The following is a 14,082-nucleotide window of genomic DNA, read 5'->3' as shown; positions in this document are numbered from 1 at the left end:
TTTCTTTAGAGGTGCAGACGCACGTGGGCGCGCCTGATGGGAGGGGTTAGAAGGAGCCGAGCGCTTTGCCGATCATGAGGACGCCGATGACGAACAGCAGGACTGACGTGATCACCGCGTTCTCGCGGACGAGCCAGGCGCGGACGGTCTCCAAAGGTCCGCGCAGTCGATCGGCGGCGAGCAGGTATGCGACGACGGGAATGAACACTGTGGACGCGGCGCACACAATGAACGCCCCGGTCGCAACGACCGTGGACGCAGTCGATAGTCCGGCACTGCCGATGATCATTCCCGCGTTGGCGGCCATCACCAGATTCTTCGGTCTCGGTGCTGACAGCAGGAGCCCGAGACCGACTGCGCGAACGAAGGTGAAGGAGTCGATCGTGGCCATCCACCGGGGGAGGGTCGGGTCCTGGCCCTGAACTGGGCGGGTCCTCCACTGCTTCACGGCGAGAACCAAGAGCAGCACGGCGAGGACTGATTGGATGAGTCCTCGCACTAGATCAGGCCCGTCTGCGCCTTCCGGCCGCGGCGGGAGAGCACTGGCGATGACGGTGAATACGATGGCTGGACCTGCGATGCCGACAGTCCAGCCGAGGAGAAACCCGGGGCCTGTCCGCCGTGCGATCGGTGAGAGCAGCATGAGTATCACCGCCACGATGGTCAGCGGGCTGATCGAGATCGGGAGCGTGAGTGGAAGGACTTCTCCGATCACTGGCGCGAGGGTCATGCGTCGTCTCCTGTGGTGGGAATTTCCGGGGATCGAGCGGACAGATCTGCCACAGCCGCGCGATTGGTCGTGTAGATCGGGTCGTGGCTGAGGACGATGCCGAACCTCCGCAGTCGTGGGAGCGCACCGGTTCGCGCACGACTGAACGCCAGACTGATCTGTCTGTCCTGAAGCCATGTTCGAAGGCCGTCGAAGGCTGTTGCGGCAGTGACGTCGATATCGGTGACTGCTTCCATGTCGATCACGAGGTGCTGAACGCTTTCGGACCCAGCGCCCTCGACCGCGTGTTTCACGGCTTGGGCGAACACGGCGCCATTGGCGAAGAAGAGGGGAGCGGCCATCCGTACGACGATTACGCCTGGTGCTGTCACAGCGCCGATCGGTGCGTCGTCCAGAAGTGACGCTGCCGGGTCGTCGTTCTCGGCGAGGACGTCAATTGCCGGCTGGGCGGCGCGACGAGCGAGGTTGACCAGAGACAGGACGAAGGCCACGAGGATGCCGGCGATCGCGCCGACGAACACTGTGGCGGCGAGGCAGGCGAGCGCGATCGAGAACTCGAATCGAGACAGGCTCCACAGTCGCCGAAACTCACCGATGCTGAAGAGCGGGAGAACGGCGATACCGACAATGACCCCGATTGCCGGCGCTGGGATCTCAGCAAGGAGGGCTGTGCCGAACAGCAGTAGCAGGATCGTTCCGCCGGCGAGAACGAGTGAGGGCACCTGTGTTCGCGAGCCGGCTTGGTCCATCGCGGCCGTCCGACTGGTGGATGCACCGACGGCGAATGAACCGGACGTACCGGCGGCGAGGTTCGCGGCTCCGAACGCGACGAGATCACGATCGGCGCGAGTGGGGTACCGGTGCTTCTCGCCGTACGAGCGTGAGACGAGTAGACCCTCGGTGGTGGCGACAACGGTCAGCGCGACAGCCGAGGGGACCAGTGCCAACCACTGATTCCACGCGAGCGTCGGCCACGTCAGTTCCGGAGGGCCGGCCGGAACGTCGCCGAGCACCTTCACTCCGGCAACTTCGGCGTGGGTTAGGACGACCACGACGGTAGCGGCCACCAGGACCACCAGCGCCCAAGGCACGGACGGTACGAGGTGTCGACCGACGAGCAGGACTGCGACCGCGATCAGAGAGATCAGGATCGACCACGAGTTCGCGGTCGCGAGTTCGGTGATCAGCTCAACGAGCTTCTCGGTTAGCTCACCTCCCGAGTCGACGTGCACGCCGAGCATCTTCGCCAACTGCGACACGAACACGTCGAGGGCCAGACCTGCAACGAACCCGATCAAGATGGGGCGTGACAGAAAGCTCGCCAAGAACCCCAGCTTGAGAACCGCCATGGCGAGAAACAGCACTCCGCAGATGATCGCCTGAGCCATCGCCATCGCCGCGTACCCTTCGGATCCTGCGGCGGCGAGTCCTCCGACGGACGAGGCGACCAGTGCGGCCGCCGACGCGTCGGGGGAGGCCACGAGTTGCCGTGACGAAGTGAGCAGGGCCCACACCAACGTCGGCACCACGAGTGCATACAGGCCTGCTGTCGGTGGCAGCCCCGCGATCTGCGCGTAGCCGATGTTGAGGGGGATCGCGATCGCGATCAACGTCACTCCGGCGAGGAGTTCGCGGGCCATGTTCTGTCGGCTCAGGCCGGGAAGTAGGCGGTTCATCGGCATCAGTGTCGCCCACGGCGAACCCGCCGAATCCGGACGTCATCCTCGGAGGATGAGCCGGCATATCGAAATGCCTTCTCTTCACTCCCGCCCCGCTACGGTGAAGCGATGATCGACTCGATTCGCCGGGAATGGGCCTCATCCGAGCCCGAGAAGGCCCGTATCCTGCTGCGCAGAAACTGGTTGCGGCTGATCATCGAGTCTCACACGTATGAGCTCGAGCGACTGTGCGTGACCGCCCCCGATCCGCACGACCCGCACGTTCTTCTCATCCGTGCATGTTGCCGAGATCTCGCAGGAGACTCTTACGGCGCGGAGTATCTCCGCGGTCAGGGCCTGCGCGTTGCGGCAGACGACTTCGTTGCGTGTTTCACTGATCTGCTCTTGGCTCCTGATGCTGAGACGAAAGCGGCTGTCGCCGACCGTGCCCACCACGCGCTATCCCAGTGCGCCGTCGACGACGATTACTCGTCAGCGCTGTTCCTTCTCGGATGGGCCGAGGTCAGGCTCCGCAGAGACTTCGCCCGCGCGATTGCTCTGCTGCGCTCCGCGGTTGCTGAAGCACACCTGCGAGAACGGCCCGAAACTCGCCGTCTCGCGCAATCGAACCTCGCATTCGCACTCACCCACGCTGGACTCTTCACCGAGGCTGAGCGGGTCCTCAGTGACCTGCCCTCGACGCCGGTTCCGTCGGACTGGGACCGATACGAAGGAGGCCTACCAGAGGCGAACCGGGGATGCATCGCCTACTGGCGCGGAGACTTCGACAAAGCGCTTGCGCTCCTTGAACCGGTGATCAGGGAGGACAACCCCGGAAACAACTTCGAAGCTCTCGCACGCCTCTACTACGTCATGAGCGTGATCGCGCTCGAGCGAGACGACCGATACTACCTAGCTGCCCGCCTTCTGCAGGGGATCGGTCAGACCGACAGGCATGGAATCCCTTGGGACATACTTCGTCGGGTCGTGTCGGCCCGCCTGGCGCACGCTCAGGGCGATAACGAACGGGCAAGGGCGATAGCGGCTCCGGCGCTGACCCGGACCGGCGCAGCCGTTGCACATGCGGTACTCGCCGAGCTGTACCGGGCAATCGATGAACCCGCATTGTCTGGACAGGCATTTCGTCTCGCCGCAGCGGCGGGAATGCCGCGATATGCGCGGGTTAGCACGTTCGTCACATCGGCCGGACTCCATTCAGCAGCCGGACGAGGCGAACACGCGCACGCACAACTCGAGCACGCTCTCGAGGCGGCAGTCACCGAATCCGTGTTTGCGCCGTTCCTCGTCGACGACCCCGTCATAGCCGACCTTCTCAGCGCGCACGCACACTGGGGGTCCAATCACCAAGAATTCCTTCATGCGGTCCTGACCAACCGCGGCTTGCACGCCACAGTCCTCGACGGGGTCTTCACCGAACGTGAGAAGGATGTACTCGCGTGTTTGCGGACCACGATGACGGCAGCCGAGATAGCAAACCACTTGGGCATCGCCTACCCGACTGTGAAAACCCATATCCGTTCGATCTACCGCAAGCTCGGTGTCGCGTCACGTCGAGACGCCGTCCACGCAACCTCCGACAATTAGCGCATTCGCGTCCTCTTCGAAGAAGGCAACATGATTCGATTCGTCCTCCAGGTACTCGCCCAACTCATCCTCGGTGCTGTTGCACTCCTCGTAATCCATGTCGTTCTGCCGGGGGTTGAGCTGAGTGTTTCTGGCTTCTTCGTCGCGGTCGGCGTATTCACGCTCGCGCACGTAATCCTGGGTCCGTTCGTGCTGTCTGTGGCGCAGAACTACGCCGCTCCACTTTCGGGCGGCGTCGGGCTCGTCGCAACGCTTCTCGCCCTCTGGATAGCGACCTTGTTCGACGGCGGGCTCCGAATCGTAGGAATCCCGTCCTGGATCCTGGCGCCGCTTCTGGTGTGGATCATCACCGCACTCGGGGGATGGATCGTCATGGGCCTCGTCATCGACCGTCGACTGAAAAAGAGGGCTGCCCGAAAGCTCGTGCACAGCGTCGAATAGCTTCGCCGCACACGGCGATGGGCGGAGGCGGCGGATGCGTTGCCGCGCGAAATGTGACGGTGTCGAGACGGTGGTAGAGGACTTTGGTCAGGACATGTCCAGAAACGGGATTGGTCGCCACCCAGGCGTTGCGTCGGGTGGCGACCAGTCCAGCGGCCTCGCAGGAGGTCGCGTTCAGCAGCAGTTCGCTGCGGGAGTGCAGCATGCTGCTGGCGTAGATTCGCCGACAGGGACCGCGGCGGCGACCGGCTCGCCATTGAAAGTCTCAGCGTCGGCCAACACGGTGTAGACCTCCCAACGCTCAGCGTCGGGAGCAGAGACCCACACTTTGTCCTGGGTGGCGAAGCAGCAGGTTGCTCCGATCTCCTCTTCGGTGAACAGTTTTTCTTCGGTGAATCGGGCGATCTCGGCGTGCACCTTCTCGCTGGAATCGACCTCCACGCCGAGGTGATTGATGCTGCCGCCCTGGCCGGGGTTCTCCAGCAGCACCAGCTTCAGCGCGGGCTCAGCAACGGTGAAGTTGGCGTAGCCCGGCTTGATCTTCGCAGGGCTGACGCCGAACAGCTTGGTGTAGAAGGCAATCGACTGGTCGAGATCGTCGACGTTGAGGGCGAGTTGGACTCGTGACATGACATCCTCCAAGGATTTGACATACATCAAATTATTGCGACTCAAGTTCTAGGCCAGAGTTTGATATATGTCAACGGATGGGTAGGTTGGGGTCATGCCCAAGACGCTCCCTGTGGTCGACATCAGTGCCCCGATCTGCTGTGCATCGATCGCCGCGGGGCCTATGGAGGCCGATGCGGCTCTCGGGCTGGCTCTCCGGCTCAAGGCTCTGGCCGACCCGGCGCGTATTCAGCTTGTCTCCATCCTCATGGGCGCCCGACCAGGTGCGATTAGTACCAGTGATCTCGCGGAAGCGCTCGCGCTCTCGGCGGGTACGGTGAGCCACCACCTCGGTCAGCTCAAGAAAGCCGGTCTTGTCACCTCCGAGCGTCGAGGTGTGAACGTCCTACATCGCGCCGAACCGGACGCGCTGGAAGCACTTAGAGGAGTGCTCGACACCTGCTGCTAGCGGGCCTGATCGGTATTGCGCCGGACGGCGTTGGCCGCGTAAGTCCGATACTGGCGTTCGACGGTGTAGTTGGGGAGCGCCTCGGCGATGAGGTCGGCGATCGCATCGCCTTCTCGAATCCAGCCGGAGACGTCGAATCCGCGGCGCCAGGAGTGCTGGTCGTCGCTCGGTGCGTCGGCGAAGTTCGCCGTCCACACGTCGAGCCATGTGCGCAGGCGGACGACGACGGAGTCGGGAAGCCCGAAATTCGCCGGTGTCAGCAGTTCGGTACTCGCGGGTGGGGAGGGGCACGGAGGATTGCTCGACCACAGGCCCCACGGCGCACCGTAATCGGGGCTCAGTGAGACTGCCTTCCTGGCGGTGGTCAGCCGTTTGATGTCCATTCGGTGGTGGACCACTTCATGGACGATGTGCGCGGCGAGCCACGACAGCTCGCGAACAGTGGGAGTGGGGTAGTTGTACCGCAGCGTCCGCGCCCAGTCCTGGGTGCTCAGACGGTTCCAGGTGGCCGCGAGCCGGCGGGAGGCCTCTGAGATCTCGGCCGCAGCCTGGTAGTACGAGAGGTCTGAGTACTCGCCGAGTTGAACGCGGTCGTCTGCGCCCATGGAGACGACTGTCGGCGAATCGTCTCGAAGCGCGTGTAGCGTGCGCTCCCGAGTGACGATGAGGACGTCACGGAGATGGCCTGCGTATTCGAGGGAAGACCAGGAAGCATCGGGAGCAGGTGCTGTCTGGCGTCGATGCCGGAGCGTGTGGACGGTGTCGGCGACTTCGCGCACGAGTGTGGATGACGCGTCGTCGATGCTCAGTGCCCGGTAGTCGTACCCGCAGTCGGAGCAGGTGGGTGCCATGAAACGAGCGTAGGCGCTACCCGCGGCTACTGGATACCCTGCGTATCACTTAGTTGTTCGGTGCCAGCACGCTGCGCGGATCTCAATGCCGGAGTGCAACACCAGTAGCGACAGGTACATACGGCATCCGCCACCAAGTCCAGTCCGAGGATTGCTTGAAGCGTCTGGACCCAAGTGCGGGGGATTCGAAACAACCTATCCGCTACAGCGTGCGGCTACTAAGTTGACATAATGTATCTTATCGGCGTGATGCATTGGCGAAGTCAAATGAATGAGAGGGCTCGCCGCTGTGTGAACCGTCATCTCATTTGGCGAGTTGCCATCCGCGGGCGTGCCGCTCTTCAATGGGATGGCAGCCACTGAAAGTTCGGGTCTGCTGCGCCTGGATGCCGTCGGTCGTCGGGTCAAATCAACGATGCGCGCATCTAGGCACCATTTTGCAGCCTGCTCCATAAGTCGGATTCGGGTTTCGCGTTCAACTCTGTGCACTCCTGGCTTTCTCTGTACGCAACAAATTGTCACAGTGACATTTCTTTGGGTTCCGACCTACTCGTCTTTCAGCTTGCGCTGGTCGATCGAGCTGGACGCTAAAGCAGGCGAGACGCCTGGCAGGCCGCCAATGAGCAATGCGGTCGCCAGGCGTCCCGTGGGCACAGAACATTCTGGGGGTATTGGCACCTCCAACATGTATTGATGAACCGGCGAGGGGTTCTTCCGCGACAGGCGCGAGAATGCGACTCAGCTGTGGAGTTCGATACCGATCCCCCGGCGCTCGTCCTCGCGCCAAGTCACCGGGAACTCTTCCAATCCGTCGTCGCGGCGGACCTCGGTTTGCTGGTCAGACCAGTCAATCGGGTCGGATTCGAGCGTTGCAAGCATCATGAACCTCCTGCGTCGAACGAGTTGTCGGGGCGCCTATGTCATCCCGTCGAAGCAGCGATGGCCTGCTGTTCGCTGGAATGCTCGACCGCGATCCTGCGTGGCTTTGCCTTCTCCGCAATCGGGATCGAAACGGTCAAGACACCGTTGTTGTATTGCGCGCTGATCGCCGAGGTGTCGATACCCTCACCCAGCGTGACCTGGCGACGGTACGTTCCGGCGAACCGCTCGCTTGCGAGCCATTTCACGCCATCGTCGGACGCCAGAGAGCGTTGAGCGGAAAGGGAGAGGACGCCGTTGTCGACGCTGACATCAATGGATCCGGGATCGACACCGGGAAGATCCGCCGTCAGAAGGTAGTGATCCTCGACTTTGCACAAGTCCATCGGCATGAATCGCGGCGTCCGGACGGTTCCGCTCTGCTGACCTGTAAGAAGGCCTCGAGCGAGAGCGTCAAGGTCATTGAAAGGGTCGAATCCAAGCACAGTAATACACCTCCAATCTCACGGCATCAGCCCTGGTGGCCGATGATCTCCATCACTGTGCAACGCCGAGATTAGCACTCGAGCACGGAGAGTGCCAAGAGTTTCTGGGGCGATTTTCTGGAGCCCGGCCGAGTGTCGACCAGCGGCGGACCAACCCGGTTCCCGCGTGGAATCACGTTCCTGGGTGACAGCTGAAAAAGGTAGGTGGATTCGGGCGCGACCTGCGCGAACTCCAGACATCGTTTGTGCACGCCGAGGTTGAGACCGACGACTCCTAGTGGCGTTTGTTGTGCGTCTGCAGGCCGCGTGTTCTCGTGAGGCGGTAGTCGATTCGATCGTCGACGTAGTCGCGCAACGCAGGGTCGGTTGGAATGCTGTCGAAGACCTCGCCCGTGATGTGAGCGGTGGCCGCCTCGATGCGTTGCGTGTGCTCCGCGTAGTTCAGAAGCCAGTTCTCATGACGCAGGCCCTTCACTGTAGCCACACACATCATCGCCAGGATCACGCTAAACGGCAGTGCAGTGGCCAGCGACGCCGACTGAAGAGAACTGAGACCGCCCGCGAGCAGCAGTGCGATCGCGAGGGCGCCCTCGAGCGACGCCCACAGAACCCGTGACCAGACCGGCGGATTCGGGTGTCCGCCGGACGCCAGCATGTCGACCACTAAGGATCCCGAGTCGGACGAAGTGATGAAGAAGATCGCAACCAGGATGATCGCCAGGATGGAGAAGATGTTTCCGAGCGGAAGCCCGTCGAGGACGTGGAACAGCGACCGCTCCGCGGACACCGCGCCGTCTTCGACCAGGTCGCCTTCGCCGAAGAGCTGCCGGTAGAGGCCGGAGCCTCCCATGACCGAGAACCAGATCATGCCGACAAGCGTCGGGACGATCAGGCAGCCCGCGATGAACTCGCGAACTGTTCGTCCACGCGAGATCCGCGCGATGAAGACGCCGACGAACGGTGCCCAGGCGATCCACCAGCCCCAGTAGAAGATCGTCCAGTCGCTGAGCCACGATTCGGCGGCATCTCCCTGGAATGCGCCGACATCGAAGGTCAGATTGAGCACGTTCGCCAGGTACACCCCGAGGGATTGCACAAACGTCCGGAGAAGGAAGAGTGTCGGGCCGAGGATCAGCATGCTGATGAGCAGAAGGCCAGCCAGGGAGAGGTTGATGTTCGACAACCACTTGATCCCGGCACCCAAGCCGCTGACCACTGAGAGGGTTGCGAGGAACGTGATCACCACGATGAGCACGACCAACAGTGTGTTGTCGACGGTGTCGACGATTCCGATGGATTGCATTCCCGCCGAGATCTGCTGGACGCCCAGTCCGAGGGACGTCGCGACTCCGAAGACGGTTCCGAAGATTGCAAGGACGTCGATGAGGTCGCCGGCCCAGCCCTTGACTCGCTCCCCCAGCAGCGGCTCGAGGGCCCAGCGGATCGACACCGGTCGACCTCTCCGGTGGATCGCATACGCGAGAGCCAGGCCGATGACGGCGTAGATCGCCCACGGATGGAGGCCCCAGTGCACAAAGGTCTGGGCCATCGCCAGACCGCTGATGTCGGCTTCGGACCCACTCCAGCCTGGTTTCGGTTGAACGGTGGCATATGTCAACGGCTCACCCACGCCGTAGAAGACCAGACCGATTCCCATTCCGGCCGCGAACAGCATGCAGAACCAGGACAACCGACTGAACTCTGGTTCCTCGTCGTCGCGCCCGAGGCGCACTCGGCCCAGGCGTGAGATGCCGACGCCGAGGACGAACACCACGAATCCGCCGATGATGAGCATGTAGTACCAACCGAGGTTGGCCACAATCCAGTTCTGGACGGCACTGAAGAAGTCGGCCGTAGCGTCTGGGATGATTACCGCGACTACTGCGACAGTCACAATCGTGATCAGTGCAGGCCAGAACACCGCCGGCGCGATGCCGCCCTTGCCGATGCGCACGCCTTGATGCTTCAGCTTGGCGGTGATCTCATCGTCCGAGTCGTCTTCGGCTATGTGCATGCGACCCGGTACTGCGGCAATGTTCGCGCTGATCTCGGTGCGCTGTTGAGTCAGCGGATCGATCAGCATCTCCAGTACGGGAGGGGCGTCGTCGGCGGACTGCGATGGAGCTGGATCTGAGTTCGATTTGTCGTTCTCTTCGTCAAGCATGTACTTCACTGTGTCTACCGAGCGCTGACTTTTCAAACTGACGCACGGCCGAAATTCCGTGCGGGCGATGCTGATCGCACGTTCCATCCACCAAGTATTGACACTCGTGTAAAGCTGATGTGACCGCGTCGAACGAAAGGGACTCACTAGTGACCGACCGCTCTCATGTCGACTATCGGGTGGAGGACGGCGTCGCGCTCGTCACTCTGAACCGGCCCGATCGCCTCAACGCATTCGACGACCAGATGGAACAGGAGCTCGTTGAGGTCTTCGATCGGTCGGATAACGACGATGACGTGAAGGTTGTGATCCTCACCGGTGCGGGACGCGCATTCTGCGCAGGCGCCGATCTCGTCGCCGCCGACGATCCGCGCGACTCGTTCCGCGACTGGCGCTCGGCCACCGACATCCCCGACGGGCTGCTCTTCGACTCGCCAGGCGACGGACTGCCGCTCCGCCGCGACGGCGGCGGTCGCGTGGTGATGCGGATCTTCGAATCGATCAAACCGATCATCTCGGCGATCAACGGCCACGCGGTCGGTGTCGGGTCGACGATGACGCTTCCGACGGACATACGAATCGCGTCGGACTCGGCGAAGTTTGCGTTCCCATTCACCAGACGTGCGTTCGTGCCCGAATCCTGTTCGTCGTGGTTCCTTCCTCGTGTGGTCGGTCCGCAACAGGCGCTCGAGTGGATGCTCACTGGACGCACGTTCGGTGCCGCGGAGGCGCTGGCCGGTGGCCTCGTCCGCAGCATCCACCCCGCAGACGACGTCCTCGGCGTGGCGATGAGTCTCGCACGAGAGATCGCCGACAACACCTCGGCGGTGTCGGTCAGCTTGAGTCGCGCGATGCTGTGGCGGATGATGACCGCGCCTCATCCGATGCAGGCCCACCAGCTGGAGACGCTCGCTTTCAACCTCCGGGGGGTGAGTGAAGACGCTCAGGAGGGCATTGCGGCGTTCCTGGAGAAGCGCACCCCGGATTTTCGCGACACGGTGTCTGGCGCCGGGATCAACCGGATCCTCCGCGGCTGGGAACAGCCGGAGTTCGTCCCGCCGTTGTAAGTCGCAGGTCGCATTCGTCGGTCACCGCCGAAATCGACGACCGCGCGCCAGGCGGTTCAGGCGCTTGCGCGTGGCAGCGTCGAGCTTGGCGATGCCGACGTCGGGATGGTTCGCAAACGGTGAGGGCATGGCTGCCGCCTCGAGCGCTCGCCGCGCCGCGATTCGTGCAGCGTCGCGGTCGGCCGCGACCTCAGCGAGTTCGAGAAGGACAAGCTGCTCTCGGACGAGATCGGCCGGGGTCTTCGACTCACCGCGTGCACGCCAGTCGGCCAATGACTGCCGGGCGCCGAGGACGTCGCCTGCTGCGACAAGGGTTTCGGCGAGCGACAGCTCTGCCTGCCACGAGGTGCCGCTCAGTGACGAGTTCTCGGCCAACACCAGCCGGTACCATCGCGCGGCCTGTTCCGAGTCGCTGCGCTTGAACGAATCGGCCAGGTGTTCCATCGCGGCGAAGCGGTCGCGACCGAGGTCGTGCGACGGATCCGACTGCACCGTGCGCACCCAGAGCTCGCGAGCAGACTCGACATCACCGGCCCGTTCCAGGTGAACTCCTTGAATGCGGAGGTATTGCGGGCGATTGGACGGACGTGCGCGTGCGAGACGACGTTCGAACTCTTCTCGCACAGCGGCCGTCCACGTCTCGTTCCGAAACCAATCGCGCGTCACGGGGTCCAGTGTGTCAGTCGGCACCGCGATCAAAAGCGATCCGCACCGACACGGGATCGCTCTCCATCGCCTGGAACGTGGCGGCGGTGACGCCGGCCAGTGCCGGGTGCGGCGCGAAGGACCGTGCGCGAGCGCGGACGTCGTCGTCGTGCATGACCGTGGCGGTACCGGTACGCCACTCGTCGCCGTGTCGAATACGGACACTCGGATTGGCGAGAACATTGAGCGCCCAACCCGATCGGGTGCCGTGCTGGCTGATGACCCACGCGCCCTCGTTGTCGAACACCGCGGACACCGGCACCACGCGGGTCACTCCGCTCTTGCGGCCGGTGGTCTCCAAGTGGGTTGCCAAGCGGCCACCGAGACCGAGCCGCTGAGCGAAAGCCACCGTCGGATTCATCAGTCGCCGACCGACGGCGCGCTCGAATCGGAACTTCCGAAGGGCCTTGGCCTCCGCCGACGCCGCTCCCCCACGACGGCTACGGAAGGCGTCGAGGCCGTTGTGTCGGGCTGCCGCGATCACGGTCCGCCAGAGCGGGCGCTGGGGGTCGGGTTCGTTCCCGTCACCCATCCGACGCAGTTGGTCTGCATGCCACTGCAGGTCAAGGGCTCCCTCGACGGTCTTCAGCTGACTCGCCGATGCTCTCACCCGTTGCGGGACGGGCAGTTTCAGCGTTAGCGACGGCAGCACCTCGACGTCCGCGTCAGTGATTCTGCGGGCCGCGTCCGGTGTGATCGCCGCTGGGCGGCCGAGACCAACGACGTCGCAGTGACCGCCGTCGACAGCGTCGCCCATCGCCTGGCGCGAACGGAATCCGCCGGTCACCGCCAATGGAACGTCTCCCGCCAGTTCACGAACCGTGTCGGCGTACTCGAGAAAGTAGGCTTCGCGGGCTCGGGTGCGGTCCGATCGGACGGGTCGTCCCATCATCGCGGGAGACTCGTAGCTGCCGCCGCTGATCTCGATCAGGTCGATCTGTTCGTTCGCGATCAGTGAGATGACGGCCCTCGAGTCGTCCTCGGTGAATCCGCCGCGCTGGAAATCCGCCGAGTTCAGTTTGACGCCGACGCCGAAGTCGGGACGGACGGTGGAGCGAATGGCGCGAATGACCTCGAGGAGGAACCGCGCCCGGTTCTCGACGCTGCCGCCCCACTCGTCTGTGCGCTGATTGCTCAGTGGCGACAGGAACTGCGACACCAGGTATCCGTGTGCGCCGTGAATCTGCACGCCGTCGAATCCGGCTGTTTCAGCGACCCGCGCGGCCGTCGCAAATCGTGCGATCAGGTCCACGATCTCGTCCCCCGTCAAAGCGCGTGGCGCGGGAATGCCGGGCAGATTCAAGCCGATCGCTGACGGCGCCACTGTGTACGACGCTCCAAGGAGCGGATTCGCCTGCCGGCCGGGATGATTCACCTGCATCCACACACGTGAACCTCCACGCTTCGCCGCATCGGCCCATTGCGTGAACTCGGCGAGATGGCTCTCGTCTTCGATGACGACGTTTCCCGGCTCGCCGAGTTGGCGCCGGTCGACCATGACGTTGCCGGTCACCACGAGGCCGAAGCCCCCGTCGGCCCAGCGCGAATACAACCGGGTCAGCTGCGCGTCCGGCGCGCCGCCACTGTCGGCGAGCCCTTCACTGAGTGCGGCTTTCATCAACCTGTTTGTGAGAGTCTGCCCGGAGGGCAAGGTGAGCGGCGTGGCCACGGCGGAGATGTCGAGGTCAGTCATCTGAGGAATCCTCACTGAGTCAGAGTGCCGAGCGAAATATATCGATCGGTCTACTGCGCCCACACTAGGAGACCGATTGGTATATTTCAAGAGCGAGATGAGAGGGATGCAGATGAGTGTGAAAGATCGGCTGCTCGAGGCGACGGCATCGCTGATGCGCTGTCACGGTGTGTCCGGCACGTCCCTGTCGGACATTCTGTCGACGAGCGGCGTTGCTCGCCGGTCGATCTACCTCAACTTTCCAGGCGGGAAGTCCGAACTCGTCACCGAAGCGACGCGCGCGTCCGGTGCGATCATCACTCAGGCGATCGAAGGGATTCTCGACTCCCCCGATCCCATCAGCGCGTTCAGCGAGATGTGGGTGGAAGTCCTCACCTCCACCGACTTCGACGCGGGATGTCCGGTGGTCGCCGCAGCGTTGGGTCGTGCCGACGCACCGTCCGCCGCCGATCTCGCCGGTGGCATCTTCGGTCAGTGGCACGACCTCGTGCGGGATCGAATGGTCGACGACGGGATCGACGCGGACATTGCGAAGTCCTTGGCGATCACCATCGTCTCCGCCATCGAAGGCGCGGTGATCGCCTCGCAGGCGCAACACTCGACCCGCCCGCTGACCGAGGTTGCAATCAGGCTACGGGAACTCGTCGCTCTGCACCTTTCGGCCGTTCCCTCCCTCGACTGACCTCGCCGGAGCGCGTCGGCGCCGCCAGATGTGGACGTCGGCGG

14 protein-coding genes are annotated in these 14,082 nt (G+C 63.3%); 5 read left to right on the top strand and 9 right to left on the bottom strand.

Annotated elements, in window-relative coordinates; all coding sequences use genetic code 11:
- Positions 1-46 precede the first annotated feature (46 nt).
- Both JVX90_RS08605 and JVX90_RS08600 read right to left on the bottom strand, forming a co-directional pair.
- Positions 47-730, bottom strand: coding sequence for a GAP family protein (locus JVX90_RS08605; RefSeq protein ID WP_205331932.1), 684 nt, complete (start codon positions 728-730; stop codon positions 47-49).
- Positions 727-2,406: a SulP family inorganic anion transporter gene (locus tag JVX90_RS08600; protein WP_240194106.1), complete on the bottom strand. Its 1,680-nt coding sequence runs from the start codon at positions 2,404-2,406 to the stop codon at positions 727-729. Before JVX90_RS08600 ends, JVX90_RS08605 begins: the two co-directional genes overlap by 4 nt.
- A gap of 111 nt (positions 2,407-2,517) precedes the next feature.
- On the opposite strand from JVX90_RS08600, the gene JVX90_RS08595 reads away from it, so the two are divergent.
- Complete coding sequence (locus JVX90_RS08595; protein WP_205331930.1) at positions 2,518-3,993, top strand: LuxR family transcriptional regulator; 1,476 nt, start codon at positions 2,518-2,520, stop codon at positions 3,991-3,993.
- 30 nt (positions 3,994-4,023) lie between these two features.
- A complete protein-coding gene (locus JVX90_RS08590; protein ID WP_240194105.1) occupies positions 4,024-4,434 on the top strand; it encodes a phage holin family protein in 411 nt (136 codons plus the stop codon).
- A gap of 174 nt (positions 4,435-4,608) precedes the next feature.
- On the opposite strand, the gene JVX90_RS08585 is transcribed toward JVX90_RS08590, so the two are convergent.
- Complete coding sequence (locus tag JVX90_RS08585) at positions 4,609-5,064, bottom strand: ArsI/CadI family heavy metal resistance metalloenzyme (protein WP_205332342.1); 456 nt, start codon at positions 5,062-5,064, stop codon at positions 4,609-4,611.
- A 94-nt stretch (positions 5,065-5,158) separates the two neighbouring features.
- Between JVX90_RS08585 and JVX90_RS08580 the strand changes: the two genes are divergently transcribed.
- Complete coding sequence (locus tag JVX90_RS08580; protein WP_205331929.1) at positions 5,159-5,512, top strand: Rv2640c family ArsR-like transcriptional regulator; 354 nt, start codon at positions 5,159-5,161, stop codon at positions 5,510-5,512.
- Here the strand turns inward: JVX90_RS08580 and JVX90_RS08575 are convergent.
- The 4 genes from JVX90_RS08575 to JVX90_RS08560 form a co-directional block, all read right to left on the bottom strand.
- Positions 5,509-6,363 carry a DinB family protein gene (locus JVX90_RS08575; protein ID WP_205331928.1) on the bottom strand — a complete coding sequence of 285 codons (855 nt, stop codon included), beginning with the start codon at positions 6,361-6,363 and terminating at the stop codon, positions 5,509-5,511. The genes JVX90_RS08580 and JVX90_RS08575 overlap by 4 nt on opposite strands.
- A 738-nt stretch (positions 6,364-7,101) precedes the next feature.
- Positions 7,102-7,245, bottom strand: coding sequence for a hypothetical protein (locus tag JVX90_RS08570; RefSeq protein ID WP_205331927.1), 144 nt, complete (start codon positions 7,243-7,245; stop codon positions 7,102-7,104).
- Positions 7,246-7,283: 38 nt separating this feature from the next.
- A complete protein-coding gene (locus JVX90_RS08565) occupies positions 7,284-7,727 on the bottom strand; it encodes an Hsp20/alpha crystallin family protein (protein ID WP_205331926.1) in 444 nt (147 codons plus the stop codon).
- Positions 7,728-8,001: 274 nt separating this feature from the next.
- Positions 8,002-9,891 carry a BCCT family transporter gene (locus tag JVX90_RS08560; RefSeq protein WP_240194104.1) on the bottom strand — a complete coding sequence of 630 codons (1,890 nt, stop codon included), beginning with the start codon at positions 9,889-9,891 and terminating at the stop codon, positions 8,002-8,004.
- A gap of 149 nt (positions 9,892-10,040) precedes the next feature.
- On the opposite strand from JVX90_RS08560, the gene JVX90_RS08555 reads away from it, so the two are divergent.
- Entirely contained in the window at positions 10,041-10,958 is a 918-nt protein-coding gene (locus JVX90_RS08555) for an enoyl-CoA hydratase-related protein (protein ID WP_205331925.1), read from the top strand.
- A gap of 21 nt (positions 10,959-10,979) precedes the next feature.
- Here the strand turns inward: JVX90_RS08555 and JVX90_RS08550 are convergent, their stop codons facing one another.
- Together JVX90_RS08550 and JVX90_RS08545 are read right to left on the bottom strand one after the other, a co-directional pair.
- On the bottom strand, positions 10,980-11,624 hold the full coding sequence (locus tag JVX90_RS08550; RefSeq protein WP_205331924.1) for a hypothetical protein: 645 nt from the start codon (positions 11,622-11,624) through the stop codon (positions 10,980-10,982).
- Between the two features lie 13 nt (positions 11,625-11,637).
- Positions 11,638-13,356 (bottom strand): nitroreductase family deazaflavin-dependent oxidoreductase, encoded by a 1,719-nt coding sequence (locus JVX90_RS08545; protein ID WP_205331923.1) that lies wholly within the window; start codon positions 13,354-13,356, stop codon positions 11,638-11,640.
- 112 nt (positions 13,357-13,468) lie between these two features.
- On the opposite strand from JVX90_RS08545, the gene JVX90_RS08540 reads away from it, so the two are divergent.
- Positions 13,469-14,038 carry a TetR family transcriptional regulator gene (locus JVX90_RS08540; RefSeq protein WP_205331922.1) on the top strand — a complete coding sequence of 190 codons (570 nt, stop codon included), beginning with the start codon at positions 13,469-13,471 and terminating at the stop codon, positions 14,036-14,038.
- Positions 14,039-14,082: the final 44 nt, after the last annotated feature.

The sequence above is a fragment of the Gordonia sp. PDNC005 genome (genome assembly GCF_016919385.1).
Classification (GTDB): Bacteria; Actinomycetota; Actinomycetes; order Mycobacteriales; family Mycobacteriaceae; genus Gordonia.
Note: the sequence above shows the minus strand (reverse complement) of the source record. Positions and strands in the feature narration are given on the sequence as shown.